The organism is Microvirga sp. GCM10011540, from assembly GCF_042650665.1.
GTDB classification, from domain to species: Bacteria; Pseudomonadota; Alphaproteobacteria; order Rhizobiales; family Beijerinckiaceae; genus Microvirga; species Microvirga lenta.
On record NZ_JBHSBQ010000129.1, the window covers coordinates 1 to 25,847 of the forward strand.

Genomic DNA, 25,847 nt, shown 5'->3' on the forward strand with positions numbered 1-25,847 from the left:
CGAACAACCCCGGCAACCCCAATCCTCCGCTGCCGGTCGATCTGGTGCTGCGCGGCACCTCGCGGGGCAACCGGCTGACCGGTGGGGACGGCAACGACATGCTCTACGGCAAGAGCGGCAAGGACGTGCTGACGGGCGGCGCCTATATCTTCGGAAGCACCACAGGCATCTTGAGCCACGGTAATCTTTTCGTTTCCAACCACGGGATCATCGGTTCCGACGGGAGCGCCATCCATAACTGTTTTTCCCTCGAACTCGAAAATTACGGCACTCTCGCCGCAGGAATCAGGGACGGACGGCTCGAGGGCGGCTGGCTCAAGGTGACGAACAAGGGACTCATCGACGGCAACGTGATGGGCACCAGGGGCGACGACCGCATCGTGAACACGGGCGAGATCAAGGGTGAGCTGAGCGCCGTCGATGTCGCTGAAGGAAACGATTTCTACGACGGCCGCAACGGCACGGTGGTCGGCTGGATCGATCTCGGCCTCGGCCACGACACGGCTCACGGCGGTGCCGGAGCCGAGATCTTCGCCGGCGAGCAGGGCGAGGATGAGATCTTCGCCGGCGCCGGCGACGACAAGGTCGAAGGCGGTGCCGGCCACGACACGCTGCACGGTGACGCCGGTCTCGACGAGCTGCGCGGCGGTGACGGCAACGATACGCTCGTCGGCGGCGCAGACCGCGATACGATGTCGGGCGATGCCGGCAACGACCAGCTCCAGGGCGGCGAGGGAGACGATGTGCTGCAAGGAGGCCTGAACGACGACGTGCTCGATGGCGGCCAAGGCGCCGACCGCCTGTCGGGCGGCTCCGGCTTCGACTTCGCCTACTACAATTCCGGCTCGGCCGTCGGCATCGACGTCGATCTCGTGAGGGGCACCGGCCTCGGCGGCGAGGCCGAGGGAGACGTCCTGGCGTACATCGATGGCGTCTTCGGCTCGTATGGCGACGATAAGCTCAGTGGCGACGACAATGACAACGTGCTCAACGGCGGCGGCTACGTTTTCGCATCGGGCGGCGCCGAGGACGGCGGCAATGACACCCTCAGGGGCCGCGGCGGAAACGACAAGCTAAACGGCGAGGGCGGCGACGACGTGCTCGACGGCGGTGCAGGGGCCGACACCCTGACGGGCGGACAGGGCCATCGCGATTTCGCCTGGTACAACACCAGCGCCACCGGAGGCGTGACGGTCAACCTCGCCACCGGAACGGGCGCCGGCAACGAGGCGGAGGGGGACGTGCTCTCGGGCATCGAGGGCGTCTTCGGTTCGTATTTCGACGATCATCTGATCGGAAGCGACTGCGACAACGTGCTCAACGGCGGCGGCACGATCTTCGGCGCGGCCGACGATGGCGGCAACGACACGCTGGAGGGCCGCAACGGCGACGACGGCAGCGACCTGCTCACCGGCGGCACGGGAGCGAACACGGCGGTCTTCTCCGGCACGCTCGCGAACTACAGGGTCGCGGCCAACGGCGACGGCAGCTATACGGTCGAGGATCTGCGCCAGGACCAGGACGGCACCGACACGGTCAGGAACGTGCAGTACGCCAAGTTCGGCCAGCAGACCTACACCATGGAACGGGCGGCCGCACCCAGGCAGCCCGAAGAACCCGGGACCCCCTCCGGACCGGAGAACCCGGGCCCTCCGACAGCCCCCGTCCCCAATCCTCCGACGGTGCCGATCCCCGGCGTTCCGGCGGCGCCCGGACCGGGCAAGGTCCTGTGGGGCACCCCGTGGCGCGACGTGCTAACAGGCGGGGGAGACAACGAGCAGATCCACGGCCTGGGAAGCAACGACAAGCTCAAGGGCGGCGCCGGCCACGACGTGCTCTGGGGCGGCAAGGGCAAGGATGTGCTCTATGGCGGCACCGGCCGGGACGTGTTCGTGTTCGACACCAAGCCGCACAAGCGCACCAACGTCGACAAGGTCAAGGACTACAAGACCAGGCACGACAGCATCTTCCTGGACAACAAGGTCTTCGAGAGGCTCGGCAGGAAGGGCAGCCCGGACGAGCCCGCCAAGCTGAGGAAGGCGTTCTTCACCATCGGCAGCGAGGTCGAGGACAGGAACGACTACGTGTTCTTCGACCGGAAGAAGGCCAAGCTCTACTACGACGTCGACGGCTCCGGCGCCAAGGCGGCGGTCGAGATCGCGAGCTTCGAGAAGGGCGTCAAGCTCAAGGCGAGCGAGTTCTTCGTCATCTGACGCGAGGGCAACGAAAAGCCGGGGCGGCGAACCGCCCCGGCTCCCAGGATTTCACGCGCCCGCTCCCCGTTCGAGGAGCGGGCGTTTTCGCGTTGCGTGTTACGCCGCGAGCTGGCGCAGGACGTACTGGAGAATGCCGCCGTTGCGGAAGTATTCCAGCTCGTCGAGCGTATCGATGCGGCAGACGATCGGCACGCGCTTCGTCGAGCCGTCCGCGGAGGTGATCTCCATCTCCATGCGCTGACGGGGCTTGAGGTCGCCCTCGATGCCGCGGATCGTCACGGTCTCGTCGCCCTTCAGGCCCAGCGACGCCCAGGAGGTGTCGCCCTCGAACACGAACGGGGCCACGCCCATGCCGACCAGGTTCGAGCGGTGGATGCGCTCGAAGCTCTCGGCGATGACGGCGCGGATCCCGAGGAGGTTCGTGCCCTTCGCGGCCCAGTCGCGGGACGAGCCGGTGCCGTATTCCTTGCCGGCCAGAACCACCAGCGGCACGCCCTCTTCCTGGTAGCGCATGGCGGCGTCGTAGATGAACATCCGCTCGCCGGACGGCTGGTGGATCGTGTAGCCGCCCTCGACCACGTGGCCGTTCTCGTCCCGAACCATCTGGTTCTTGATGCGGATGTTGGCGAAGGTGCCGCGCATCATGACCTCGTGGTTGCCGCGACGGGTGCCGTACTGGTTGAAGTCGGCCACCGCGACCTGGTGCGACTGCAGGTATTCACCGGCCGGCGACGAGGCCCGGATGTTGCCCGCGGGCGAGATGTGGTCGGTGGTGATGGAGTCGCCGAAGAGACCCAGGACGCGCGCGTTGACGATGTCCTTGACCGGCTTCGGCTCCTTGGTCATGCCCTCGAAATAGGGCGGGTTCTGCACATAGGTCGAACCCATGTCCCACTCGAAGGTCAGGCCGCCCGTGACCTCGACGCCGCGCCAGCGCTCGTCGCCCGAGAACACGTCCGCATAGCGGGAGCTGAAGAGCTCGCTCGTCACCGTGCGGTCGATGAAGTCCTGGATCTCCGAGGAGGTCGGCCAGATGTCGCGCAGGTAGACGGGCTGGCCGTCCGAGCCGGTGCCCAGCGGATCGTTGGCGAGGTCCACCAGCATGGAGCCGGCGAGCGCATAGGCCACCACGAGGGGCGGGGAGGCGAGATAGTTCGCCCGCACGTCCGGGTTCACGCGGCCCTCGAAGTTGCGGTTGCCGGAGAGCACCGAGCAGACCACGAGGTCGTTATCGTTGACGGCCTTCGACACCTCCGGGATCAGCGGTCCGGAATTGCCGATGCACGAGCCGCAGCCGAAGCCCACCAGGTTGAAGCCCAGGGCGTCGAGGTCCTCCTGCAGGCCGGCCTTGGCGAAGTACTCGGCCACCACCTGCGAGCCCGGCGCCGTCGAGGTCTTCACCCACGGCTTGGGCTTCAGGCCCTTGCGGTTGGCGTTGCGGGCGAGCAGCGCCGCGCCGATCATCACGCTCGGGTTCGAGGTGTTGGTGCAGGAGGTGATGGCCGCCAGCACCACGTCCCCGTGACCGAGGTCGTAGTTGGTGCCCTCCACCTTGCGGCGCTGGCCGAGCTCGGCGGCCTTGCGGAACTCCGCGTCCATGGCCTTGGTGAAGGCCTCCTTGGCGTCGCTCAGGAGCACCCGGTCCTGCGGGCGCTTCGGACCGGCCAGGGAGGGCTGCACGTCGGCGAGGTCGAGTTCGAGGGTGTCGGTGAAGACGGGATCGGCCATGTCGGCGGTGAGCCACATCCCCTGCGCCTTGGCATAGGCCTCGACGAGGGCGATGCGCTCGGCCGTGCGGCTCGTGGTGCGCAGGTACTGCACGGTCTTCTGGTCGATGGGGAAGAAGCCGCAGGTGGCGCCGTATTCCGGGGCCATGTTGCCGATGGTGGCGCGGTCGGCCACAGGCATGTCGGTGAGGCCGGGGCCGTAGAACTCCACGAACTTGCCGACCACGCCCTTCTTGCGCAGCATCTGGGTGACGGTGAGCACCAGGTCGGTGGCGGTCACGCCCTCACGGAGCTTGCCGGTGAGCTTGAAGCCGATGACCTCGGGGATGAGCATGGAGATCGGCTGGCCGAGCATGGCGGCCTCCGCCTCGATGCCGCCCACGCCCCAGCCGAGAACGGCGAGGCCGTTCACCATGGTGGTATGCGAATCGGTGCCGACCAGGGTGTCGGGATAGGCGACCTCCTCGCCGTCGGCCGTGTCCTTGCGGGTCCAGACCGTCTGCGACAGGAATTCCAGGTTCACCTGGTGGCAGATGCCGGTGCCGGGAGGCACCACGGAGAAGTTCGCGAAGGCGGTCTGGCCCCACTTCAGGAAGCGGTAGCGCTCCATGTTGCGCTGGTATTCCAGCTCCACGTTGCGGGCCATCGCCAGCGGGGTGCCGAACTCGTCGGTCACGAAGGAGTGGTCGATCACCAGATCGACGGGCACCTGCGGGTTGATCAGGCGCGGGTCGCCGCCGAGGCTCTTCATGGCGTCGCGCATGGCCGCGAGGTCGACGACCGCCGGCACGCCGGTGAAGTCCTGCATCAGGACGCGGGCCGGGCGGTAGGCGATTTCCTTCTCGGCCTTGCCGCGGTTGTCGAGCCACTCGGCGACGGCCTGGATGTCGGCCTTGGTGACGGTGCGGCCGTCCTCGTAGCGGAGCAGGTTCTCGAGCAGCACCTTCATGGAGAAGGGCAGCTTGGAGATGCCCTCGAGGCCGTTCTTCTCGGCCTCGGCGAGGGAGTAATAGGTGTAGGTCTTGTCACCCACCTGGAGAGTCTGGCGGGCATTGAAGCTGTTGGTGAGCGTCACGGCGAATCCTCGCGTGCATTTGGGTTACGAACATGTGTTCGGCCGAAAGCGCGATAAGCGCGCGCCGCTCCGGGGGCGCCCGGACAGGGGAGAAGCGCGCGAGACGGATTGGACGCCTTGGCGCGCGGCGCAGCCAAGGGGTGCTATAGATCATTTCGAACGACCCCGCTACACGGTTTAGAACCATTCTGGGGTGCGTCTGGGGCAGGGGTCGGGGTTTTGCGTCTGGCAGTCGAGGATTTGGCCTGCAATCGAGGGGAGCGCCGCATCTTCAGCGGGGTCTCCTTTTCCCTCTCGCCGGGGGCGGCCCTGCTGGTCACCGGCCGGAACGGGGCCGGAAAGTCGACGCTCCTCGACCTGCTCGCCGGGCGCCTCCATCCGGCGGCCGGCCGGGTCGCGCTCTCCGAGGCCGGCGAGCGGACCCTGCCCGAATGCCTGCACTACGTGGGCCACCGGGACGCCCTGAAGAGCGCCCTGACGGCGCAGGAAAACCTCGATTTCGCCCGCGACTTCCTGGGCGATCCCGCCCTCGAATCCCGGGACGCGCTGGCGGTCGTGGGCCTGTCGCACGCGGCGCGGCTGCCGGTGGCCTATCTCTCCGCCGGCCAGCGCCGCCGCATCGCCCTCGCCCGCCTGCTCGTGGCCCACCGCCCGCTCTGGCTCCTGGACGAGCCCACCTCGGCCCTCGATACCGCCTCCCAGGCCATGCTCATGAGGCTCATGGAGGAGCATAGGGACCGGGGCGGCATCGTCGTCGCCACCACCCACGCGCCGCTGGCGCTGCGGGACGCGAAGGAGGTCCGGATCGAGCGCGCCGCACCCCCGCCCGCGCCCGGGGAGGAGAGCCCGTGATTCGCTCCTTCAAGGCCCTGCTGATCCGCGACCTCAAGCTCGCGGCCCGCGTCGGCGGGTCGGGCATGATGGGACTGATCTTCTTTCTCGCCATCGTGACCCTGATCCCCTTCGCGCTCGGTCCCGACCTCAACCTCCTGTCGCGGATCGGCCCGGCGATCCTCTGGATCGCGGCCCTGCTCGCGACCCTGATCGGCCTCGACCGCCTGTTCCAGGCCGACCAGGAGGACGGCTCCCTCGACCTGCTGCGTCTCGCGCCGGTGCCGCTGGAGGTGGTGGTCTTCGCCAAGGTGGCGGCCCATTGGCTCGTCACCGGCCTGCCGCTGGCCCTGGCGGCGCCCCTGCTCGGGCTCCTCGTGGCGCTTTCGCCCGAAGGGATGCTCGCCATGGTGGCGACGCTGCTGGTCGGCACGCCCGCGCTCACCTTCATCGGGGCGGTCGGGGCGGCGCTCACCGCCTCGCTGCGGCGCGGCGGGCTGATCCTGGCGATCCTGGTCCTGCCCTTCATGATCCCGATCCTGATCTTCGGGGTCTCGGCCGCCAACGCGGCCGTGGGCGGCACGGTGCCCTTCGCGACCCCGTTCCTGATCCTCGCGGCGCTTTCCCTTTTCTCCGCCGTGGTGGGAATCGTGGGCGCGGCGGCGGCGCTCCGGTCGGGGGAGTGACGGGATCAGCGCGTCACCGCCACCTCGAAGACCTTCTCGATCGCGGGTTTCCCGTCCCGCATGACCCGGTACACGGCCCGGTAGCGTCCCGGACGGAAGCCGCCGGCGGGCTGCTTCTTGCCGGCGAACATCATCCACTGTGCCTTGTCCCGGTCGAGGGGCGGGGCCTTGTTCTCGGCCAGGGTGTTTCCGTCCGGACTGAGGAGAGTGAGGATCTGCTCGTCGCCGCCCCGGAGGCCGATGGAACGCACGAAGGCCACGAGGGCGGGCGCGTCGGGGGTGATCTTTTCGCGGCCCGCCTCGCCGGCCTCAATCTGCGCCATCTTCACGGGGCCGGTGGCGAAGCCCGTGTTGAGCACGCTGCCGGCCTGGTAGGCGAGGGCCTGCCTCAGGGACGGTTCCCACAGGGAGGCGCCGCCGCCGCAGGACTTCTCCGGCGCCCCATAGGCGAAGGGATCGACCACCTGGCCGTCCTTTCGCACCGTCAAATGGAGGTGCGGAAACTCGGTCATGCCCGACAGGCCGATCCGGCCGAGGCGCTGGCCCGCGGCGACCATGTCGCCGGGCTTCACCGCGAGGCTGCCCCTGGCCATGTGGCAGTACTGGGTCTCCCAGCCCTGGCCGTGGTCGATCAGCAATCCGTTGCCGCATTCCAGGTTCTGCACGCTCTCGCGCCCGCGCCCCGTGATGGAGACGTCCTCCATCCCGTCGCGCACCCGCAGCACCTTGCCGCCGGCGGCGGCGAGCACGTCGACGCCCGCCTCCTGCGCCGCGAGGGTAGGCACCCGGAAGTCGGTTCCCGTATGGCCCGCATAGGCGAGCGTGCCGCACTGGTAATCCTGCACGGCGGGGGAGGGGTCCCGGTCAACGTAATGCTGGATGAAGCAGGTGACGCCGATTTCGCAATCGACCGGCAGGCGCAGGGTCACGGTCTGCGCCGCGGCGGGGCCGGCGAGGAGAAGGGCGGCGAGGCCGAGAAGGGTCTGGGCACGTGGAAGTCGGGCACTCGGGCGCATGATCGCTCCACAGCAGGGGATGTGAAACCATAGCCCGGGGAGAGTGGCGAATTGAAGATCGGCGAAAGTCCCGGAAAAAGGCCCGTGGCCCTAGGGCCAAGGTCCGACTCCCGCGGCGGAGGCGGCGCGGCCCTCTACGCATAATCCCGGATTGCGCGGCCGCTCCAAGGGTGACAAGGAGACACCGATCTTAGCGAAATCGTTACGCCCCATGCGGCGTCCCATGCGTTGCAGGTGCCGTCGAAGACCGTTACATCGAGCCGATGATCCGTGAACTCGCCAATCCGACCCGCTTCATGAGCCTCAGCGGCCGGCTGCTGCCGTGGGTCGCGGGCCTGGCCACGCTTCTGCTGGTCGCGGGCCTCTACATGGTCTGGTTCCAGGCCCCGGCGGACTACCAGCAGGGCGAGACGGTCAAGATCATGTATCTCCACGTCCCGGCGGCGTGGCTGTCCCTGTTCTTCTACGTGATCATGACGAGCTCGGCTCTCGGCACCCTGGTCTGGCGCCATCCGCTCGCGGACGTGTCGCAGAAGGCCGCCGCGCCCATCGGGGCCGCCTTCACCCTGATCTGCCTGGTGACCGGCTCGCTCTGGGGCAAGCCCATGTGGGGCACCTACTGGCAGTGGGATGCGCGACTCACCTCCATGCTGGTGATGCTGCTCATCTATCTCGGGATCCTCGCCCTGTGGCGCGCCATCGAGGAGCCGAACCGGGCCGCCAGGGCGGTGTCCATCCTCACCCTGGTGGGCGCCGTCAACGTGCCGATCGTGAAGTTCTCCGTCGATTGGTGGAACACCCTGCACCAGCCGGCCTCCGTGTTCCGCCTCGGCGGCCCGACGATCCACACCTCCATGCTGATCCCCCTGCTCGTAATGGCGGTGGCCTTCACCCTGGTCGGCGTGGCCCTGCACCTGTCCGGCATGCGCACGGAGATCCTGCGCCGCCGGGTCCGCACGCTCACCATCCTCGAGGCCGAGCGCCTCGACGCACAGGCCGCCTGATGAGCCAGCACGCCTTCTTCATTCTCTCCTCCTATGCGGTCACGGGTCTGGTGATGGCCGGGCTGATCGTCCGCGCCGTCCTCGATCACCGCGCCCAGACCCGGGCGCTCGCCGAGCTCGAGGCGCGGGGCATCGGCCGGAGGTCGCGCCGTGGCTGAGGCAACACAGGCGCGGTCGCGCGGCCGTCTTCTCTTCCTGCTGCCCGTCGCCGTCTTCGCGGTGCTGGCCGGGCTTTTCCTGGTGCGCCTCGGGGGCGAGGATCCGTCCAGGCTGCCTTCCGCCCTCATCAACAAGCCGGTGCCTACCTTCTCGCTTCCGCCGCTGGAGGGCCTGACGGCCAACGGCCAGCCGGTGCCGGGGCTCTCCAACGAGGACCTGAAGGGCCGGGTCACGGTGGTGAACGTGTGGGCTTCCTGGTGCGCCCCCTGCCGCCAGGAGCATCCGCTCCTCGTCGATCTCGCCAAGGACCCGTCGATCCGGGTGGTGGGCATCAACCAGAAGGACGATCCCGACAACGCCCGCCGCTTCCTCGGCTCCCTCGGCAATCCCTATGCGGCGGTCGGGACCGACAGGAACGGGCGCGCCTCCATCGACTGGGGCGTCTACGGCGTGCCGGAAACCTTCATCGTCGGCCCGGACGGCACGATCCGCCACAAGCATATCGGGCCGCTCACGCCGGAGAACATCGAGGGCTTCAAGGCGCGCCTGAGGGAAATCCCGCGCGCTTGAGGCGCACGATCGCCAGGTCCAGCGCCGAGAGGAAGGCCGAGCGGTCCTTGGGCGAAAACGGCTTCGGCCCGCCCGTCACGTCGCCCATCGCGCGCAGGTCCTCCATCAGGTTACGGGTGGCGAGCGCCATGCCGATGGAGGCCTCCGTGAAGGGTTTTCCCGTGGGGCCGATCACGTCGGCCCCCGCGCTCACGCAGCGGTGGGCCAGGGGGATGTCGGCGGTGATCACCACGGCGCCGCGCTGGGCCCGCTCGGCGATCCAGTCGTCGGCCGCATCGAAGCCGGAACTCACGATCACGCGCTCGACCAGGGGATCGTTCGGCACCGTGAGGAAGCTGTTGGCGACCACCCAGACCTTGACCCGGTGACGTTCGGCGACGCGGTAGATCTCGGCCTTCACCGGGCAGGCATCGGCGTCCACGAAGATTTCAATGGCTTGAGGCGTCGCGGTCATCGATATTACATCTTTCCGGCGCGGGGTTCGTCCCGCCTTCCTTAAACCGGCTCCAACGCGAAAAGAACCCGTGCTCCGCCCCCGCCTGTCGACCGCCCTGACGTCGATCCGCCAATTGCGGTCGAAATACCTGATCAGCGACGCCACGCACCGCCTCATCCGCGAGGCGGACGTGGCGGCCCTTCGGCGCGCCGGTCAGGCCCGACTCGCCATCGCGGCCATTCTGTTCCTGGCCGTTCTGGCGGTGCAGCTCAGCGACACGATCACCAGCCCCTTCGCGCTCAAGCAGATCCATACCGCGGAGGCCGCCCTTCTGGTGTTCGGCGCGGTCGGATGCGCCACCACCTGGATGGCGTCCCGGCGCATCCTCGTCGATCGGTTGCCGGCCATCACGGCGAGTCTCGACGCCCTGCTGATTCTCGGCACGCTGGCGTTCAACCGCTGGAGCTTAGGCATTCCCGGCAACCTTTTCGCCGTGTATCCGGTGGTCTGGGTGATGCCCATTATCATGGCGGCGACCGCGATCCACTACCAGCCGCGGCTCCAGGCCTTCGTGGGCGCGGTCTACGTGGTGGGGCTGTCGCTCATCATCTTTTCCGGGGACGAGCCCAGCCCGGAGGAACTGCGGCAGCACCTGTTCGGAATGCTGGGGGCCTTCACCTGGCAGACCAACATGGTGCGCATCGTCATGGTGCTGACCGTGTCGCTGATCCTGTTCCTCGTGGTGCGCCAGGGCCGGCTCATGCTGGAGCGGGCGGTGCGCGAGACGACGCTGCGCCTCAACCTCACGCGCTACCTGCCGCGCGAGCTCGCCCCCATCCTGTCCGAGCGGGCCTTCGAGACCCTGCGGACCGGGCGGCGCATCCCGGTGACGCTCATGTTCGTGGACATCCGCGCCTCCTCCGGCTTCGGCGAGACCATGGACCCGACGCAGCTCGCGGTGTTCATCACCTCGTTCCGCCGCCGGGTGCTGCAGGCCGCCGCCCAGCATGGCGGCCTCATCGACAAGTTCACCGGCGACGGCGCCCTCATCCTGTTCGGCGTTCCCACGGAAAAGCCCGACGACACCTCCCGCGCGCTCGCCTGCGGCCGCACGCTTCTCGACCTCATCGACCGCTGGAACGCCAAGCGCAACTTCGATCCGCCGGTGCGGATCGGCATCGGCATCCATCGGGGCGAGGTATTCTGCGGGGTGGTGGGCGACGAGGACCGGCTCGAGTTCACGGTGCTGGGCGAGACCGTCAACACGGCGGCGCGCATCGAGCAGGCGACGAAATCCGCCAATTGCGATCTTCTCGCCTCCTGGGACGCCATCGAGGCGGCGGGCGAAGACGGGCTCTGGGCGCCGGTGGAGCACGAGCCCCTGCGCGGCGTCACCCGCAAGATCGTGCTGATGCGGCCCAATCCCAATCCGTCCAAGGGGGCCTGAGGAAGCGCGGCGCCCCGGCGCCGATCAGCCGAGATCCGGCGCGGGACCGGCCGCCTTCTCTGCGAGCTTTTTGGCCATCTGCCGCACCGCGTCCTCGTCGTAATCGGAGGACGCGCCCTGAGCGGGCTCCTCCTGCCGGGGCTCGACGCCGCCTGAGCCCTTGGGATCGGATCCTTTGGGCGCAAAGACGTATTGGGCGCCCGTCGGGGTGAAGGTCACGACGATCTGTCCGTCCTTCTGCTCCAGGCGAAAATCGTCGGTCTTGGGATCGCTCATGGGTGAATCCGCCTCCCTCCGGTCGAGCTGAACACGCATTGCGGGCTCAACAGGAGGGGCGGCCGAAGGTTCCGGGCCGGCGGGAAGGGTTCTCAGGCCTCGCTTCCGGCCGCGTCTTCCTTCTTCCTGATTTCATGGCGCAGGAGCAGCGGCGTCTGGGCGACCGCGAACAGGACCGTGAGCGGCATGATACCGAACACCTTGAAGCTGACCCAGAAATCCGTGGTCTGCGTCCGCCAGACGATCTCGTTGAGAGCCGCGAGCGCGAAAAAGAACAGGGCCCAGCGGAAGGTGAGCTTGCGCCAGCCCTCCTCGGTCAGCTCGAACATGCTGTCGAGCACGATGGCGAGGAGCGGCTTGCGGAAATAGAGCCCGCCGAGCAGGACCAGCCCGAACAGGGTGTTCACGATGGTGGGCTTGAGCTTGATGAAGACGTCGTTCTGCAGGGCGAGCGTCAGCCCGCCGAACACCAGCACCACCACCGCCGACACCATGGGCATGATCGGCAGCTTGCGGATCAGCACGTAATTGACCGCGAGCGCCACGACGGTCGCCACGACGAAGATCGCGGTGGCCGCATAGATCCGCTGGTTGTCCGCATATCCGAACCGGTCCGCATAGGCGTTGGTCAGGAAGAACAGGACCAGCGGTCCGAGTTCGAGGACGAGCTTCAGGAGGGGCGGCAGGCGCTTTTGGTCTGTCATGAAGCCTCTTCTAGAGCATTTTTCCGGCAATGGCACCGCAATGGTGTCTCATATCCGGCTCATCCGATGTCACGTTCGCGTGGAGCCAAGGGGCAGCCGCACCATTACCGTTCCGGTCCTGCGGGCTGCCGGGAATGACGCGAGGAGCCATCCTCCCGTCACTCGATTCCTGCGATGGCGCGGGCGAAATCCTTCGCCTCGAAAGGCTCCAGGTCCTCCACGCCCTCGCCGACGCCGATGAAGTGGACCGGCAGGCCGAACTTGGCCGCGAGCGCCACCAGGATGCCGCCCCGCGCCGTGCCGTCGAGCTTGGTCATGACGAGGCCGGTCACGCCCGCCGCCTTCTGGAACAGCTCCACCTGGCTCACCGCGTTCTGGCCCACGGTGGCGTCGAGCACGAGCAGGGTGGCGTGCGGGGCGGTTTCGTCCTGCTTCTTCATCACGCGCACGATCTTCTCCAGCTCGGCCATGAGCCCGGCCTTGTTCTGGAGCCGGCCCGCCGTGTCGATGAGGAGCACGTCGGTGCCGTTGGCCTTCGCCTCCTGCAGTGCGTCGAAGGCGAGGCCCGCCGCGTCCGACCCCTGCGGCCGGGTGAGGACCGGCGCGCCGACCCGCTCGCCCCAGACCTTCAGCTGCTCGATGGCGGCGGCCCGGAAGGTGTCGCCCGCCGCCAGCATGACCTTGAGGCCCTGTTGCCGGAACTTCTGCGACAGCTTGCCGATGGTGGTGGTCTTGCCCGCCCCGTTCACGCCGACCATGAGGATCACGAAGGGTTTCTTCGACCGGTCGACCGACAGGGGCCTGGCGACGGGCACCAGGGTCTTCTCGACCTCGCCCGCGAGAATCGCCTTCACCTCGTCGGGCGAGATCTCCTTGTTGTAGCGGCCGGCCGAAATCGCCTCGGTGATGCGGATGGCGGTGGGCACGCCGAGATCGGCCTGGACGAGGGCGTCCTCCAACTCCTCCAGGGTCGCGCTGTCGAGCTTGCGCTTGGTGAAGAGGCCGGTGACGCTCTCCGACAGGGAGGTGGAGGTGCGGCGCATGCCCTCGGTGAGGCGCTGCCACCAGCCCCGCTTCTCGGCCTGGGCCGCGACCTCGGCGGGAGGTGCGACCTCGGCGGGAGGCGCAATCTCCACGGAAGGCGCGGCTTCCACGGGCGCGGCCACCGCCTCCGCGACGGGCGGTGTCGGCTCCGGCTCGGGCGCGGGCCGGGGAATCGGTTCGCGCGGGCCGCCGCCCTCGGGATCGACGGTCTCGATGGGCTGGAGATCGGCCCCGGCGAGTTCCGGCGCCGGTTTCGCCTCCTGGGCGGTGTCCGGCGAGGCGCTCGTGACGGTGGCGGGCGCGGCCGAAAGGTCGTCGGCGCCGGTCGTCGGCGGGGACGGCATGGCCTCGGGCTCGCCCCCGGCCTGGGGCGTCTCCGGCTCCGTCGTCGGCTCCTGGGGCGCGGGTTGAGCCTGCGGGACCGGCTCGGTCGGCGCGGCGGGCTCCGCCTTGCGCCCGAAGAGGCGGGACAGGAATCCGGGCTTGTCGGGCTTCGTTTCGGCCATGGCTCTTTAGGTCTCGCCTTTTGAGGTTTGCTGCTTGCTTTAACGCGCAGGCCTCGATAGCCGAGGCCCCATGAATGCGGAAGAGATAGTGTCGAAGCTGCTGTATCGCGATGCCCTGATGCTCGTGATCGACAAACCTGCCGGTCTGCCGGTGCATCCGGGCCCGAAGGGCGGCGAGACCCTGACCCACCATCTCGATGCCCTGCGCTTCGGCCTGCCGCGCAAGCCGGAGGCCGCGCACCGTCTCGACAAGGATACCTCCGGCTGCCTGGTTCTCGGCCGCCACCCCAAGGCGATTGCCCGGCTCAACGAATTGTTCAAGAAGAACGAAATCGACAAGGTCTACTGGGCCGTGGTCGAAGGTGGGCCCGCCGGGGACGAGGGCGAGATCGACCTGGCGCTCGCGCCGAAATCGCCGGATCGCGGCTGGTGGATGAAGGTCGATCCCAAGGGCCAGCCCTCGCTGACCAGGTGGCGGGTGCTGGGGCGCGGGGAGGGGCTCACGCTCCTGGAGCTTCGCCCCGTCACTGGCCGCACCCATCAGCTGCGCGTCCATTGCCAGGCGTCCGGCTGGCCGATCCTGGGCGATCCGATCTACGGCACCGCGCCCCGCTTCGGCGGCCCGGGCCTGCATCTCCACGCCCGCAGCGTAACGGTGCCGCTCTACCCGAAGAAGCCCCCGATCGTCGTGGAGGCGCCGGTGCCGGAGCATATGCGGGAACGGGTCGTGGCCTGCGGCGGCTGAGCCCTACGCCACCAATTCCCGCCCGTTATGTCCCGTGATCGTGACCGGCCTCAGGTCGCCGCGCTCCACGGCCGATGAGAACCGCACCGGCGTGAAGCTTTCCGTGCGGCCGATCCGGTTCAGCTCGATCAGCACGTTGCGCGTGGCGCCGACCTCGGCGTCGAGATGCCGGAGAAGCGCGGCCTCGCCTTTCTCGCGCAGGCGCCGGGCGCGGTCCTTCACCACGTCGCGGGATACTTGAGGCATCCGCGCTGCCGGGGTGCCGGGGCGGGGCGAGAACGGGAAGACGTGGAGGTGGGTCAGGCCGCATTCCGCGACGATGTCGAGGGAGCGGGAGAACATCTCCTCGGTCTCGGTCGGGAAGCCCGCGATGATGTCGGCCCCGAATACCATGTCGGGGCGCAAGGAGCGCACCTGATCGCAGAACCGGATCGCGTCGTCGCGCGAATGCCGCCGCTTCATGCGCTTGAGGATCATGTCGTCGCCCGCCTGCAGGGAGAGATGCAGGTGCGGCATGAGGCGCTTTTCGTTGGCGATGGCATCGAGGAGATCCTCGTCGGCCTCCACCGAGTCGATGGAGGAGATGCGAAGCCGCTCCAGCTCCGGCACGTGGCGCAGCACGGCCTTCACGAGCGCGCCGAGCCTGGGCGCGCCGGGAAGATCGGCGCCGTAGCTGGTGATGTCGACGCCGGTCAGCACCACCTCGCGGGAGCCGTGCTCCACGAGCAGGCGCACCTGATCGACCACCGCGCCCATGGGGACCGAGCGGGAATTGCCGCGACCATAGGGAATGATGCAGAAGGTGCAGCGGTGGTCGCAGCCGTTCTGCACCTGCACGAAGGCGCGGGTGTGGCCCCGCAATCCCTCGATCAGGTGAAGAGCGGTCTCCCGCACGGCCATGATGTCGTTGACCGCGACCTTCTCGGTGGCGGCGATGCCGAAATCCCGCACGGCGGCCCAGGTCTCGGGCTTCATCTTATCCTCGTTGCCGAGGACCTTCGACACCTCGGGCATGGCCGCGAAGGTCTCGGGCTCCACCTGCGCGGCGCAGCCGGTGACGACGATGCGCGCCTCGGGCCGTTCCCGCGCGATGCGGCGGATCGACTGGCGCGCCTGCCGGGTCGCCTCGGCGGTCACGGCGCAGGTATTGACGATCACGACGTCGCCCAGGCCCGCGCTTTCCGCGTGGCGCTGCATGGTCTCCGACTCGGTGATGTTGAGCCGGCAGCCGAAGGTGACGACCTCCACGGCCATCAGGCGGCGCCTGCGAAGAGGGCCGGGGCGAAAGTGCCCTCGTGTTCGAGCTCCACGGGGCCGGTCATGAGCACGTGGTCGTCGCCCTCGCGCCACGCGATCAGGAGGTCGCCGCCGGGAAGCGAAACGGTTGCCTTGCGCTCCGTCAAACCCCTCCTGGCTCCTGCGACCACCGTGGCGCAGGCGGCGGAGCCGCAGGCGCGGGTGGCGCCGGCGCCGCGCTCCCAGACCCGCAGCAGCACGTGCCCGGCGTCGATCACCTGCGCGAACGAGATGTTGGCGCGCTCCGGAAAGACCGGGTCGCGTTCCAGCTTCGGGCCGATGGCGGCGAGGTCGTAGGCGTTCGCGTCCTTCACCCAGAAGATCGCATGGGGGTTGCCCATGCTGACGGCCGACGGCCCCTGAAGTTCGGGAGCCTCCGGCAGCCGGGCCTCGACCGCGATGGTGCGGGTGTCCGGATAGGGGTCGCGCAGGGGGATCTCGTTCCAGGCGAGGCGGGGCGGTCCCATGTCGACGGTGAAGACCATATCCGACACCCGCTCCACGGGGAGCAGGCCGGCCATGGTTTCCAGCACGAGCCCGTCGCCCACGGGGCGGCTCATGACCGGATCGGCCACCATGGCCCAGGCGACGCAGCGGGTGCCGTTGCCGCAGGCGCCGGATTCGGAGCCGTCCGTGTTGTAGATGCGCATATAGGCGTCGGTTCCCGGCGTGACGGGGTCGTGCAGCACCATGAGCTGGTCGAAGCGCGAGCGCGGATCGGCCGCGATGGCGCGGGCCTCCGCGGCGCTCACGCGCAAGGCCGTGCCGCGCAGGTCGAGCACGGTGATCTCGTTGCCGAGACCGTTCATCTTCAGGAAACGGTTGTTCGCAAGGGCGCTCATGGGCCCGTATATGGCCCAAAAATCGCGGGACCGCGAGGGGTGTCGAACGAGCCTGCGGCAACGGGGGCTCCGGTTCAGAAGATCCGGGGGATGCTCGTCGCGATGATGATGAGGCCGACCCCGATCATGAGCGGGCGGGTCGGAATGCGGCTGACCAGAAAGCCGCCGAGCGGCGCGGCCAGCACGCCGCCGACGATGAGGCCCGCGGCGGAGCTCAGCTCCGACCAGCCCAGGGCGATGATGAAGGTCGCCGAGATGGTGGTGGTGACGAGGAATTCCGTGAGGTTCGCCGAGCCGATGACCTGCCGGGGCGCGTGGCCGCGCCCGATGAGGGAGCCGGTGACGATCGGCCCCCATCCGCCGCCGCCCATGGCGTCGAGCAGACCTCCGCCCGCGCCGATCCAGGGCACGATCCGGTCCTTGACCTCCCGCGGCCAGACGGGCCCGATGGCCTTGAACACGATGTAGCAGCCGATGCCGGCCAGATAGATCGAAACCAGCGGCTGGATGAAGGCCGCATCGACGCTGGCGAGAGCGTAGGCGCCGACCGCGCCGCCGATCATGCCGGCCGGCGCCAGACGGGCGACGAGGTGCCAGTTCACGTTGCGGTGGAACACATGGGAGGCACCGGAGGCGGCCGTGGTGAAGATCTCGGTCACATGGGTCACGGCGCTCGCCGTGGCGGGCGGCACGCCGAAGGCCAAGAGGCTCGTGGTGGACAGGACCCCGAAGGCCATGCCGAGAGCCCCGTCGACCAGCTGGGCCACGAAACCGATGAGGGCGAAGGTCAAGAAACTGTCGATCATCTGACCGCCGCAGGCCTGCTGTTGTCGGAGCGGCCCCGGATGGCCGCCGGTGCAGAATCGGCGAGGCGCCGGGTCTTTCCAATAGAACTATGGATGCAGACCTCACGTCCTGCCGCAAGGTCGCACCGCCCGATTTGCGCACAGGACGATCTCGCGGGGGCGAAAAAAGCCCCCTATGCTGTTGCGCGACAACTCCTTTCCTGATTCGCGGGTGAGACCCTTCCCTATGCGGCTGCATTCGACTTTCCTGATCGCCTTTCTTGCCCTGGGATCCGTTCCGGCCCTGGCACAGACGCCGTCCGCGCCGGCCGCCGCGCCGCCGGCCCCGGTGGAGTCCTCGCCTGTGCCGCCGCCCGCAGCCTCTCCCGCGTCGGCTGCACCGGCCGCGGATCAGGCCGCATCGCCGCAATCTGCCCCGCCGCCTGCTCCGCAGGCCCAGACCCCCGGCCCCGCACCGGCCGAGACCCCGGCGCCGCCCGCTCAACCCCAAGTACCCGCGACAGCCGAACCGGCTCCCCAGCCCGCCGCTCCCGCCGCTCCGAGCCCGTCGATCCCCGCGACCGCCGAGCGCACGACCCTGTTTCCCAATCCGGGCGACCCCACCAACGTGGAGGAAGGCGTTCTCGCCGCCAAGCCGGCGGCCGTCCTGGAGGGACGGAGCAGCTGGGAGGACGGCTTCCCCAACCTGAAGAGCGCCTTCGCCAGGATCGAGGACGAGCTGAAGAAGGCCGGAATCGCGCCGACGGGCCGTCCGCTCACCGTCTTCGTCCACACTGACGACACCGGCTTCCGCTACCAGGCGATGGTTCCCGTCGCCCAAGTGCCCGAGGGGAAGAGCGAGCTCACGCCCGAGATCAGGTTCGGCAGGACCCCCGAGGGCAAGTCCTTCCGCTTCGTGCACGAGGATGCCTATGACGAGATCGACGGCACCTACGAGACGATCACGGCCTATCTCGACGCCAAGAACATCGAGTCGAAGGATGCCTTCGTGGAGGAATACGTGACCGAGCTCACCGATGCGCAGGACACCAAGCTCAAGGTCAACATCTACGTCCAGCCGAAGGAATGACCCCTCCGACGGGGTGGATCGCATCATGAAGCCATGGTTCTGGGCCGGCTGCGCCGTCGCAGCCCTGGCCGCCCTCCCTTCGCCGGGCCGGGCGGCGAATTCCGCCACATGCCACACGAGCGCCAGCCACGTGGTCGTCGAGCGACCGCGGGAGGATTTCGCCGGCATGGATTTTCTGATCAAGGCCAAGGCCCGTCCGGATGCCGAGGTTCCCTGCCTCTACAGGGCGGGCAAGGGCGACTTCGAGCTCGACGTGTCCGAGGACGCCTACTTCTTCCTGGGCCTTCAGGGCCGGTTCCTCGTCCTCGACGGCGGGACCGGTCCGACCCGGTCCCTCGTCGTCTACGATCTCGATGCACGCCGGAAGGTGTTCGAGGCCACGACCAGCGGCGAGGATACGCAGGTCACCGACAAGGGCGTGACCTTCTGGATGCAGACCGGCCCGGGGACGGCCCGGAACTGCAAGCCGTACAAGGAATACGCCGCATCCGGCCTCGGCGCGGCCGTCGAGACCCACGCGACCTTCGACTTCGCATCGACGGCGCTTCGCAGGAGCAGCCGGACCCGTTGCGTCGCCACGCAATAGGGCGGAGACGGCCTAGCTCTCGGCCGTGGCCGACCAGCTTTCCCCCGGACGCAGGGCCCGGAAGCGCTCGGGCGAGACGTCGGCGGCACGGAGCGCCGTCTCCAGTTCCTGGATCGGCTCCTCGACGCCCTCGTTGGTGAGCCGGAAGGTGCCCCAGTGGTGGCCCAGGGCCTGCTCGGCCATGAGGATGGAAAGCGCCCGCACCGCATCGTCCGGGTTCATGTGCTGGGGCTTCATGAACCAGCGCGGCTCGTAGGCCCCGATGGGCAGGTGCGCCAGGCGGGGGCGCCCGAAGCGCTCCTTGACCCGGTTAAAGATCCTGCCGTCTCCGAAGCCCGTATCGCCCACGTGGTAGATCACGCCCGAAGGCGTGGTGAGCACGTAGGCGCACCAGAGCGCCATGCGCCGGTCGTTCATGCCCCGCGCCGACCAGTGATAGGCGGGCTCCAGGTGGGCCGTGACGCCGTGGCCCAGCTCGACCGACTGGCCCCAGTCGCGGGTTTCGACCGCGATGTCGGGGAATTCGTTGCGGATGATCGTGTCGTTGCCGAGCGGCGCGACCACCCGCGGCCGGTTGCGCTGCCAGAGGCGGCCGATCATGTCGAGGTCGAGATGGTCATAATGGTTGTGGGTGATCAGCACCGCATGGATCGGCGGCAGGTCGTCGAAGGCGATGCCGGGCTCGTTGACCCGCTTCGGCCCGGCGAAGGAGACCGGGCTCGCCCGCTCGGAAAAGACCGGGTCGGTGAGGATGTTGAGCCCCGCCACCTGGATCAGGAACGAGGCGTGACCGATCAGCGCGACCCGAAGGCCGTCCACGGAAGCCGGGGGCTTGTCGCGGAACGGGCTCGGGAAGGCGTCCGGCCAGTCCTTGCGGCCGCCGCCGAGCTGCCAGCGCAGCAGTTCCGTCAGCCCCTTGTCCTGCGGCTGGCCCGGCGAGAAGAACCGCACCCCGTCGAAATGGTCGGTGACCGGGCCGTCGTAATAGGGATTGCGGGCACGGGCGGCCGTGGCCCAGCCGACCACGCCGGTGACGGCGAGGGCCGGGAACCCGAGGGCCTTGAGGAGGGTGCGGCGGTTCATGGGCGGCTTGTCTCCTGGAGTGATGCTTAAGCGTGGGGTGTGCGACAGCCATCGGCAAGGGTCCGTTGCTGGACTGATGGATCGCTCGGCCGTCGTTCCGGGGCGGCTCGTCAGAGCCGAGCCCGGAACCCATAAACGCCAGGGTTTCAGGAAGAGGCGGCAAGCGTCCCGCCTCACTTTGCACCGTCAGTGGGTCTGGGTTCCGGGCTCGCACCTGCGGTGCGCCCCGGAATGACGGATCTACGCCCTTTCCTTGACTTTGCCCCGTTTCACCGTTACGGGCTGACCTCAAATCTGTAGAGCGAGCCCATTTGAGCCGCCGACCAGCCCGAGAGGCTGGAGGTCAACGCCCGACAGCGCGATGCGCCCTCGGGCGCGCTTCCATTTGGAGCTTTCTCTCGGCGTCGTCATGTCCGGACTTGTGCCGGCGATCCATGCCTTCCACCTAGGGTCAAGGCGTGGACGGCCGCGATCGGGCGCGGCCATGGCGAAAGAGGATGAAACGGATGTCGGACGACACATTGCGCATCGAGGACGCAGTCAACGAGACCTGCCCGTGGTCGGGAAAGCCGATCGCGGCGGATTCGCTCACCCTCTATCGGGGCGAGGTCGTCGGCTTCTGCAATCCTGGTTGCCGCGACAAGTTCAAGGCCGCCATCGACCATTTCGAGAAGGCCCTCGCCGACCGCGACGTGCCGCTTCTCGCGAAAGGATTTGAATAACCATGTTCGAGGGCCTTTCCGACAAACTTTCCAACATTCTCTCGTCCCTCACGCGCCGCGGCGCGCTGACGGAAGAGGATGTGAACGCCGCCCTTCGCGAGGTCCGTCGCGCCCTTCTGGAAGCCGACGTGGCCCTCGAGGTCGTGCGCTCCTTCACGGACAAGGTGCGCGCCCGCGCGGTGGGCGCCGAGGTCGTCAAGTCGGTCTCGCCGGGCCAGCAGGTGGTCAAGATCGTCCACGACCAGCTCGTGGAGATGCTCGGCGCGGATGCGGGCGTCATCGACCTCAACGCCGCCCCTCCGGTGCCGGTCCTCATGGTCGGCCTCCAGGGCTCGGGCAAGACGACCACGACGGCCAAGATCGCCAAGCGCCTGAACGACCGCGACAAGCGGCGCGTGCTCATGGCCTCCCTCGACACCCGCCGCCCGGCCGCGCAGGAGCAGCTCGCGGTGCTCGGCAAGCAGGTCGGCGTCGACACCCTGCCGATCGTCGCAGGCCAGTCGGCGGTGCAGATCGCGCGGCGCGCCATGGAGGCGGCCCGCCTCGGCGGCTACGACGTGGTGATGCTCGACACCGCCGGCCGCGTCACCGTCGACGAGGCCCTGATGACCGAGGCCGCCGAGGTGAAGGCGGCCACCGGCCCGCACGAGGTTCTTCTCGTGGCGGACGCGCTGACCGGCCAGGACGCGGTCAACACCGCCCGCGCCTTCGACCAGCGCCTCGGCGTCACCGGCATCGTGCTGACCCGCATGGACGGCGATGCCCGCGGCGGCGCGGCGCTTTCCATGCGCGCCGTGACCGGCAAGCCGATCAAGCTCATCGGCACGGGCGAGAAGGTCGATGCCCTGGAGGAGTTCCACCCCAGCCGCGTCGCCAACCGCATCCTCGGCATGGGCGACATCGTCTCGCTCGTGGAGAAGGCGGCGGAGAATTTCGACCAGGAAAAAGCCCAGCGCATGGCCGACAAGATGCGCAAGGGCAAGTTCGACCTGGAGGACCTGCGCGACCAGCTGGCCCAGATGGAGAAGATCGGCGGCATCGGCGGCATGCTCGGCATGCTGCCGGGCGTGGCCAAGATGAAGTCGCAGCTCGAGAACGCCAATCTCGACGACCGCATCATCAAGCGCCAGCGCGCCATCATCGATTCCATGACCCCTGCCGAGCGCCGCAACCCGGACATCCTGAAGGCGTCGCGCAAGAAGCGCATCGCCGCCGGTTCGGGCGCGAAGGTCGAGGACATCAACAAGCTGCTCAAGATGCACCGCCAGATGGCCGACGTCATGAAGATGATGGGCGGCGGCAAGGGCAAGGGCATGGCCGGCGCGCTCGGCAAGATGTTCGGGATCGGCGGCGGGGGCGGCATGCCCCAGCCGACGCCGGAGCAGCTCGAGGCGCTGCAGAAGCAGATGGGCGGCAAGCTGCCCGACTTCCCCGGCGGCGCCGGCGGCCTTCCACCGATGCCGAAGGGCGTTCCCGGCCTGCCGGGCCTCGGCGGCGGCAAGATCCCCGGTCTTCCGGGAATCGGCGGCTTCCCGTTCGGAGGCAAGAAGAAGTGAGTTTCTAGAGTTTCGCCGTCATCCCGGGGCCGCGCAGCGGAGCCCGGGACCCATAACCGCACCGGACGCCAGACTTGGCCCAGCCGGAGGTTATGGGTTCCCGCCTTCGTGGGAATGACGACGAGAAGTTTGATCACCAGGACACGTCAAAGGAGAAATCGAATGTCCCTGAAGATCCGTCTGACCCGCGCCGGCGCCAAGAAGCGCCCGTACTACCGCATCGTCGTCGCCGACGCGCGTTCCCCGCGTGACGGCCGCTTCATCGAAAAGGTCGGCACCTACGACCCGATGAAGCCGAAGGACGACGCCGGCCGCGTCACCCTCGAGACCGACAAGATCCAGGCCTGGCTCGCCAAGGGCGCCCAGCCGACCGACCGCGTCCTGCGCTTCCTCGATGCCGCCGGCCTCATGAAGCGTCCGGCCCGCAACAACCCGCAGAAGGCCGTTCCGGGCAAGAAGGCCCAGGAGCGCGCTGCCGCCCGCGCCGAGGCCGCTGCCTCCGCCGAAGGCGAGGCTGCGTAAGGTCGGTGAGTCGGGGGCGTCCAGGCAGGCCAGGCTCCAACCCTCTCCCCTCCGTGGGAGAGGGTGACCCTCGCGTCAGCAAGGGTCGGGAGAGGGGCCGTGTTCCTCGGAACTCCCCCTCTCCCGGCTCGCGCCGCTCGCCACCCTCTCCCGCGGAGGGGAGAGGGTTGGTCCTCGTCGGCGAATTCGGCCGCGCCCATGGCCTCAAGGGCGAAGTGCGGCTGAAATCCTACACCGGCGATCCCCTGGCGATCGCCTCTTACGGCCCGCTCACCACGGCGGATGGCCGAAACGTTTCCCTGAAGAAAAATGCCCGCCAGGCCCCCGGCGGCGCGCCCGACATGCTGATCGTGCAGGTCGAGGGCGTGACCACCCGCGAGGCCGCCGAAGCCCTCAACCGCACCGAGCTCTATCTCGAACGCGACAAGCTTCCGCCCCCGGAGGAGGAGGACGAGTTCCTGCTCGCCGACCTGATCGGGCTCCCGGTCCAGGACGAGGCCGGAACGGTGGTGGGCACCATCATGGACGTGCCCAATTACGGCGGCGGCGACCTGCTCGAAATCGCACCCGCCCGGAGGGGCGCGACGGCGCTTCTCCCCTTCACGAAAGACTTCGTGCCGGCGGTCGAGATCGAGCGAAAGCGCGTCGTCGTGGCGCTGCCGGACGATTTCTTCGAGCCCGCGCGGCCAGAGCCGGAGAACGAGGACCCGGCGTGACCTTCCAAGCCACGATCCTGACCCTTTATCCCGACATGTTTCCCGGGCCCCTCGGCATGTCGCTCTCGGGCGATGCGCTCGCGCGCGGCGTCTGGACGCTGACGGCCAGGAACATCCGCGACCACGGTCTCGGCCGCCACCGCACGGTGGACGACACGCCCGCGGGCGGCGGTCCCGGCATGGTGCTGCGCTGCGACGTGCTCGGCCAGGCCATCGACGCCAACGTGCCCGAAGACGATCCGCGGCCGAAGCTCCTCATGAGCCCGCGCGGCAAGCCGCTCCGCCAGGACCGGGTGCGCGAACTGGCAGCCGGGCCGGGCGTCGTCATCGTCTGCGGCCGCTTCGAAGGCGTGGACGAGCGCGTGATCGAGGGCAGGGGGCTCGAAGAGGTCTCCATCGGCGATTACGTGCTCTCCGGCGGCGAGATGGCGGCCTTCGTGCTGCTCGACGCCTGCGTGCGTCTGCTCCCCGGCGTCATGGGCAAGGAAGCCTCCGGCACCGAGGAGAGCTTCGAGACCAACCGCCTCGAATACCCGCACTACACCCGCCCTCGGGAATGGGAGGGCCGCACGATCCCCGAGGTGCTGCTCAACGGCAACCACGCCGCCATCGAGAAATGGCGGCGGGAGGAATCGGAGCGCATCACCCGCGAGCGGCGGCCGGATCTTCTCGGGTAACCGTTCGGCTGAGGCCCAGCCTCCATTTGAGGTTCACACCTGCGCTCCCCAGCAGGATGAGCGCGATGCCGCCCCACTGGACCGGCGAGAGATCACGCCCATAGGCGACGTAATCCACCAGGATCGCCACCGCCGGATACACGAAGGACAACACCGCCACCCGCGTCGTCGGCAGCTTCTGCAGGGCCGAATAGAGCAGGATGTACATGAGGCTGGTGTGCACCATGCCCACGGTGGCGAGATAGCCCCACGGCCCGGCCTCGGCCGGCAGCGCGGAAAAATCGGCGAGCGGCGCCAGCATCAGAACGCCGAGCGCCACCTGGACCAGGGCGATGAGATGGGGCGGGATGCCTTTCAGGCGCTTGGTCACGATGGACGCGACCGCATAGAGCGCGGCCGCGCCCAGGGCGAGGCCGATCCCGGCCAGATAGCCGCCGGTGAGCGAGAAGCCGGCAGGGTCGATCTTCACCACCAGCAAGAGCCCCGCGAAGGCAAGGGCGATGAAGCCGAGGGCATCGGCCGTGGGACGCTCGCCGAACAGCACCACGCCGAGGAGGATCAGGAAGAAGGGCTGCATGTTGTAGACGGTCGTGGCGATGGAGATCGACACGAGATCGTAGGCCGAGAACAGCAGCACCCAGTTCAGCACGATGGCGACGCCGCCGAGGAGGCAGAGGAGAAAGGTCTGTTTCGTGAAGCGCCAGGGGCTGAGCAATCCGCGCCAGCCGCAATAGGCCAGGAGGCAGATTGCCCCGAAGAGGCAGCGGAAGAACACTACGTTCCAGATCGACTGGCCTGACTCGATGACGAAATACCCGATGGTGCCCGAGATCGTCATGGCGGCCACCATCTCCAGCCCGCCGCCGCGTTCCGCTTGGTTTTTCATAGGTGCCTCCCGCGATGATGACGCACTTTACGCTCCGCTGCGGGCGCCGTATTGTCGCGTTCGAAGGCGATTATCGGAAAAAGGCTTCGATCCGATGGCTCCCGTGCTCAAGAAGCTCCGAAATGAAAATCAGGCACTCGACGAGATCGACCGGGCCCTGATCGGAGCGCTTTCCGAGAACGCTCGCCAGCCCCTGGCCGAGCTCGCCCGCTGCGTCGGCCTGTCGGCCCCGAGCGTCGCCGAGCGGCTACGCCGTCTCGAAGAAGCAGGGCTGGTGAACGGCTATACGGTCGATCTCGACCACCGGGCCCTGGGCTACAGCCTGACCGCCATCGTGCGGATCAAGCCCCTGCCGGGCCAGCTCCACATGGTGGAGAAGCTTCTGGTCGAGAGCCCGGAGGTGATCGAGTGCGACAAGGTCACGGGGGACGATTGCTACATCGCCCGCTATGTCCTGCGCAGCATCGACGAACTCGACCCGATCCTGGACAAGATCGCTCAGCGGGCCCAGACCAGCACCTCGATCGTCAAGGCGACGCCGGTCAAGCGCAGGCTGCCGCCCTTGGGGGCCGGATAGGGCGCCGATTGCCCATCGACAATCCGCCCGAACTCCTGTATACGCGCGGCCTCAACTTAAAACAGGA

27 protein-coding genes are annotated in these 25,847 nt (G+C 68.3%); 16 read left to right on the forward strand and 11 right to left on the reverse strand.

Annotated features, from left to right (window positions below):
• On the forward strand, positions 1-2,213 hold a 2,213-nt coding region (locus tag ACFOYU_RS18875), incomplete at its 5' end, for a calcium-binding protein (protein WP_377034795.1).
• Between the two features lie 99 nt (positions 2,214-2,312).
• Here the strand turns inward: ACFOYU_RS18875 and acnA are convergent.
• A complete protein-coding gene (gene acnA / locus ACFOYU_RS18880; protein ID WP_226738276.1) occupies positions 2,313-5,018 on the reverse strand; it encodes an aconitate hydratase AcnA in 2,706 nt (901 codons plus the stop codon).
• Between the two features lie 219 nt (positions 5,019-5,237).
• On the opposite strand from acnA, the gene ccmA reads away from it, so the two are divergent.
• Both ccmA and ccmB read left to right on the forward strand, forming a co-directional pair.
• The gene (gene ccmA, locus ACFOYU_RS18885) at positions 5,238-5,870 is read left to right on the forward strand and encodes a heme ABC exporter ATP-binding protein CcmA (RefSeq protein WP_377034796.1); all 633 of its coding nucleotides are present in this window, start codon (positions 5,238-5,240) and stop codon (positions 5,868-5,870) included.
• Positions 5,867-6,535, forward strand: a complete 669-nt coding sequence (ccmB, locus tag ACFOYU_RS18890; RefSeq protein WP_377034797.1) for a heme exporter protein CcmB — start codon at positions 5,867-5,869, stop codon at positions 6,533-6,535. The genes ccmA and ccmB overlap by 4 nt, the downstream gene beginning before the upstream one ends.
• A gap of 5 nt (positions 6,536-6,540) precedes the next feature.
• Here ccmB and ACFOYU_RS18895 read toward each other — a convergent pair whose 3' ends face one another.
• Positions 6,541-7,551: a M23 family metallopeptidase gene (locus ACFOYU_RS18895; RefSeq protein ID WP_377034798.1), complete on the reverse strand. Its 1,011-nt coding sequence runs from the start codon at positions 7,549-7,551 to the stop codon at positions 6,541-6,543.
• 263 nt (positions 7,552-7,814) lie between these two features.
• Here ACFOYU_RS18895 and ACFOYU_RS18900 point away from each other — a divergent pair, with 263 nt between their 5' ends.
• The 3 genes from ACFOYU_RS18900 to ACFOYU_RS18910 are packed head-to-tail and all read left to right on the forward strand — an operon-like array spanning position 7,815 to position 9,284.
• A complete protein-coding gene (locus ACFOYU_RS18900; protein ID WP_377034799.1) occupies positions 7,815-8,555 on the forward strand; it encodes a heme ABC transporter permease in 741 nt (246 codons plus the stop codon).
• Positions 8,555-8,713 (forward strand): heme exporter protein CcmD, encoded by a 159-nt coding sequence (gene ccmD / locus ACFOYU_RS18905; protein ID WP_226738266.1) that lies wholly within the window; start codon positions 8,555-8,557, stop codon positions 8,711-8,713. Before ACFOYU_RS18900 ends, ccmD begins: the two co-directional genes overlap by 1 nt.
• Complete coding sequence (locus ACFOYU_RS18910; RefSeq protein WP_377034800.1) at positions 8,706-9,284, forward strand: DsbE family thiol:disulfide interchange protein; 579 nt, start codon at positions 8,706-8,708, stop codon at positions 9,282-9,284. Before ccmD ends, ACFOYU_RS18910 begins: the two co-directional genes overlap by 8 nt.
• Here the strand turns inward: ACFOYU_RS18910 and ACFOYU_RS18915 are convergent.
• A complete protein-coding gene (locus ACFOYU_RS18915; RefSeq protein WP_377034801.1) occupies positions 9,250-9,738 on the reverse strand; it encodes a YaiI/YqxD family protein in 489 nt (162 codons plus the stop codon). The genes ACFOYU_RS18910 and ACFOYU_RS18915 overlap by 35 nt on opposite strands.
• Before the next feature lie 70 nt (positions 9,739-9,808).
• On the opposite strand from ACFOYU_RS18915, the gene ACFOYU_RS18920 reads away from it, so the two are divergent.
• Positions 9,809-11,167 (forward strand): adenylate/guanylate cyclase domain-containing protein, encoded by a 1,359-nt coding sequence (locus tag ACFOYU_RS18920; protein ID WP_377034802.1) that lies wholly within the window; start codon positions 9,809-9,811, stop codon positions 11,165-11,167.
• Positions 11,168-11,191: 24 nt separating this feature from the next.
• Here ACFOYU_RS18920 and ACFOYU_RS18925 read toward each other — a convergent pair whose 3' ends face one another.
• The 3 genes from ACFOYU_RS18925 to ftsY form a co-directional block, all read right to left on the reverse strand.
• Positions 11,192-11,443, reverse strand: a complete 252-nt coding sequence (locus ACFOYU_RS18925) for a hypothetical protein (protein WP_377034803.1) — start codon at positions 11,441-11,443, stop codon at positions 11,192-11,194.
• Positions 11,444-11,535: 92 nt separating this feature from the next.
• The gene (locus ACFOYU_RS18930; RefSeq protein ID WP_377034804.1) at positions 11,536-12,147 is read right to left on the reverse strand and encodes a septation protein A; all 612 of its coding nucleotides are present in this window, start codon (positions 12,145-12,147) and stop codon (positions 11,536-11,538) included.
• A gap of 158 nt (positions 12,148-12,305) precedes the next feature.
• Entirely contained in the window at positions 12,306-13,697 is a 1,392-nt protein-coding gene (gene ftsY, locus ACFOYU_RS18935; protein WP_377034805.1) for a signal recognition particle-docking protein FtsY, read from the reverse strand.
• 70 nt (positions 13,698-13,767) lie between these two features.
• Between ftsY and ACFOYU_RS18940 the strand changes: the two genes are divergently transcribed.
• The gene (locus tag ACFOYU_RS18940) at positions 13,768-14,442 is read left to right on the forward strand and encodes an RluA family pseudouridine synthase (protein WP_377034806.1); all 675 of its coding nucleotides are present in this window, start codon (positions 13,768-13,770) and stop codon (positions 14,440-14,442) included.
• 3 nt (positions 14,443-14,445) lie between these two features.
• On the opposite strand, the gene mtaB is transcribed toward ACFOYU_RS18940, so the two are convergent.
• The 3 genes from mtaB to ACFOYU_RS18955 all read right to left on the reverse strand — a co-directional run bounded on the left by mtaB (position 14,446) and on the right by ACFOYU_RS18955 (position 17,386).
• Positions 14,446-15,696, reverse strand: a complete 1,251-nt coding sequence (mtaB, locus tag ACFOYU_RS18945; protein WP_377034807.1) for a tRNA (N(6)-L-threonylcarbamoyladenosine(37)-C(2))-methylthiotransferase MtaB — start codon at positions 15,694-15,696, stop codon at positions 14,446-14,448.
• Positions 15,696-16,580 carry a diaminopimelate epimerase gene (dapF, locus tag ACFOYU_RS18950; protein ID WP_377034808.1) on the reverse strand — a complete coding sequence of 295 codons (885 nt, stop codon included), beginning with the start codon at positions 16,578-16,580 and terminating at the stop codon, positions 15,696-15,698. Before dapF ends, mtaB begins: the two co-directional genes overlap by 1 nt.
• A gap of 74 nt (positions 16,581-16,654) precedes the next feature.
• The gene (locus tag ACFOYU_RS18955) at positions 16,655-17,386 is read right to left on the reverse strand and encodes a sulfite exporter TauE/SafE family protein (protein WP_377034809.1); all 732 of its coding nucleotides are present in this window, start codon (positions 17,384-17,386) and stop codon (positions 16,655-16,657) included.
• A gap of 226 nt (positions 17,387-17,612) precedes the next feature.
• Between ACFOYU_RS18955 and ACFOYU_RS18960 the strand changes: the two genes are divergently transcribed.
• Entirely contained in the window at positions 17,613-18,455 is an 843-nt protein-coding gene (locus ACFOYU_RS18960) for a GyrI-like domain-containing protein (RefSeq protein ID WP_377034810.1), read from the forward strand.
• 25 nt (positions 18,456-18,480) lie between these two features.
• Complete coding sequence (locus ACFOYU_RS18965) at positions 18,481-19,041, forward strand: hypothetical protein (protein WP_377034811.1); 561 nt, start codon at positions 18,481-18,483, stop codon at positions 19,039-19,041.
• Positions 19,042-19,053: 12 nt separating this feature from the next.
• Here ACFOYU_RS18965 and ACFOYU_RS18970 read toward each other — a convergent pair whose 3' ends face one another.
• On the reverse strand, positions 19,054-20,124 hold the full coding sequence (locus tag ACFOYU_RS18970; RefSeq protein WP_377034812.1) for an MBL fold metallo-hydrolase: 1,071 nt from the start codon (positions 20,122-20,124) through the stop codon (positions 19,054-19,056).
• A 506-nt stretch (positions 20,125-20,630) separates the two neighbouring features.
• On the opposite strand from ACFOYU_RS18970, the gene ACFOYU_RS18975 reads away from it, so the two are divergent.
• The 5 genes from ACFOYU_RS18975 to trmD all read left to right on the forward strand — a co-directional run bounded on the left by ACFOYU_RS18975 (position 20,631) and on the right by trmD (position 24,317).
• Positions 20,631-20,846, forward strand: a complete 216-nt coding sequence (locus tag ACFOYU_RS18975) for a glutathione S-transferase (protein ID WP_226738237.1) — start codon at positions 20,631-20,633, stop codon at positions 20,844-20,846.
• A 2-nt stretch (positions 20,847-20,848) separates the two neighbouring features.
• The gene (ffh, locus tag ACFOYU_RS18980; protein ID WP_377034813.1) at positions 20,849-22,402 is read left to right on the forward strand and encodes a signal recognition particle protein; all 1,554 of its coding nucleotides are present in this window, start codon (positions 20,849-20,851) and stop codon (positions 22,400-22,402) included.
• A 162-nt stretch (positions 22,403-22,564) separates the two neighbouring features.
• Entirely contained in the window at positions 22,565-22,924 is a 360-nt protein-coding gene (rpsP, locus tag ACFOYU_RS18985; RefSeq protein WP_226738233.1) for a 30S ribosomal protein S16, read from the forward strand.
• A 5-nt stretch (positions 22,925-22,929) separates the two neighbouring features.
• Entirely contained in the window at positions 22,930-23,640 is a 711-nt protein-coding gene (rimM, locus tag ACFOYU_RS18990) for a ribosome maturation factor RimM (protein ID WP_377034814.1), read from the forward strand.
• A gap of 35 nt (positions 23,641-23,675) precedes the next feature.
• Positions 23,676-24,317: a tRNA (guanosine(37)-N1)-methyltransferase TrmD gene (gene trmD, locus ACFOYU_RS18995; protein WP_377034826.1), complete on the forward strand. Its 642-nt coding sequence runs from the start codon at positions 23,676-23,678 to the stop codon at positions 24,315-24,317.
• On the opposite strand, the gene ACFOYU_RS19000 is transcribed toward trmD, so the two are convergent.
• On the reverse strand, positions 24,283-25,203 hold the full coding sequence (locus ACFOYU_RS19000) for a DMT family transporter (protein WP_226738228.1): 921 nt from the start codon (positions 25,201-25,203) through the stop codon (positions 24,283-24,285). The genes trmD and ACFOYU_RS19000 overlap by 35 nt on opposite strands.
• 103 nt (positions 25,204-25,306) lie before the next feature.
• Between ACFOYU_RS19000 and ACFOYU_RS19005 the strand changes: the two genes are divergently transcribed.
• Positions 25,307-25,780, forward strand: a complete 474-nt coding sequence (locus ACFOYU_RS19005) for an Lrp/AsnC family transcriptional regulator (protein WP_226738226.1) — start codon at positions 25,307-25,309, stop codon at positions 25,778-25,780.
• Positions 25,781-25,847: the final 67 nt, after the last annotated feature.

What these genes read in the sequence shown, in the direction of transcription:
- ACFOYU_RS18895 (WP_377034798.1), bottom strand. Translation starts at nt 7,551, where the DNA reads ATGCGCCCGAGTGCCCGACTTCCACGTGCCCAGACCCTTCTCGGCCTC.
- ACFOYU_RS18900 (WP_377034799.1), top strand. Translation starts at nt 7,815, where the DNA reads ATGATCCGTGAACTCGCCAATCCGACCCGCTTCATGAGCCTCAGCGGC.
- ccmD (WP_226738266.1), top strand. Translation starts at nt 8,555, where the DNA reads ATGAGCCAGCACGCCTTCTTCATTCTCTCCTCCTATGCGGTCACGGGT.
- ACFOYU_RS18915 (WP_377034801.1), bottom strand. Translation starts at nt 9,738, where the DNA reads ATGACCGCGACGCCTCAAGCCATTGAAATCTTCGTGGACGCCGATGCC.
- ACFOYU_RS18925 (WP_377034803.1), bottom strand. Translation starts at nt 11,443, where the DNA reads ATGAGCGATCCCAAGACCGACGATTTTCGCCTGGAGCAGAAGGACGGA.
- ACFOYU_RS18930 (WP_377034804.1), bottom strand. Translation starts at nt 12,147, where the DNA reads ATGACAGACCAAAAGCGCCTGCCGCCCCTCCTGAAGCTCGTCCTCGAA.
- ftsY (WP_377034805.1), bottom strand. Translation starts at nt 13,697, where the DNA reads ATGGCCGAAACGAAGCCCGACAAGCCCGGATTCCTGTCCCGCCTCTTC.
- ACFOYU_RS18940 (WP_377034806.1), top strand. Translation starts at nt 13,768, where the DNA reads ATGAATGCGGAAGAGATAGTGTCGAAGCTGCTGTATCGCGATGCCCTG.
- mtaB (WP_377034807.1), bottom strand. Translation starts at nt 15,696, where the DNA reads ATGGCCGTGGAGGTCGTCACCTTCGGCTGCCGGCTCAACATCACCGAG.
- dapF (WP_377034808.1), bottom strand. Translation starts at nt 16,580, where the DNA reads ATGAGCGCCCTTGCGAACAACCGTTTCCTGAAGATGAACGGTCTCGGC.
- ACFOYU_RS18955 (WP_377034809.1), bottom strand. Translation starts at nt 17,386, where the DNA reads ATGATCGACAGTTTCTTGACCTTCGCCCTCATCGGTTTCGTGGCCCAG.
- ACFOYU_RS18960 (WP_377034810.1), top strand. Translation starts at nt 17,613, where the DNA reads ATGCGGCTGCATTCGACTTTCCTGATCGCCTTTCTTGCCCTGGGATCC.
- ACFOYU_RS18965 (WP_377034811.1), top strand. Translation starts at nt 18,481, where the DNA reads ATGAAGCCATGGTTCTGGGCCGGCTGCGCCGTCGCAGCCCTGGCCGCC.
- ACFOYU_RS18970 (WP_377034812.1), bottom strand. Translation starts at nt 20,124, where the DNA reads ATGAACCGCCGCACCCTCCTCAAGGCCCTCGGGTTCCCGGCCCTCGCC.
- ACFOYU_RS18975 (WP_226738237.1), top strand. Translation starts at nt 20,631, where the DNA reads ATGTCGGACGACACATTGCGCATCGAGGACGCAGTCAACGAGACCTGC.
- ffh (WP_377034813.1), top strand. Translation starts at nt 20,849, where the DNA reads ATGTTCGAGGGCCTTTCCGACAAACTTTCCAACATTCTCTCGTCCCTC.
- rpsP (WP_226738233.1), top strand. Translation starts at nt 22,565, where the DNA reads ATGTCCCTGAAGATCCGTCTGACCCGCGCCGGCGCCAAGAAGCGCCCG.
- trmD (WP_377034826.1), top strand. Translation starts at nt 23,676, where the DNA reads ATGTTTCCCGGGCCCCTCGGCATGTCGCTCTCGGGCGATGCGCTCGCG.
- ACFOYU_RS19000 (WP_226738228.1), bottom strand. Translation starts at nt 25,203, where the DNA reads ATGAAAAACCAAGCGGAACGCGGCGGCGGGCTGGAGATGGTGGCCGCC.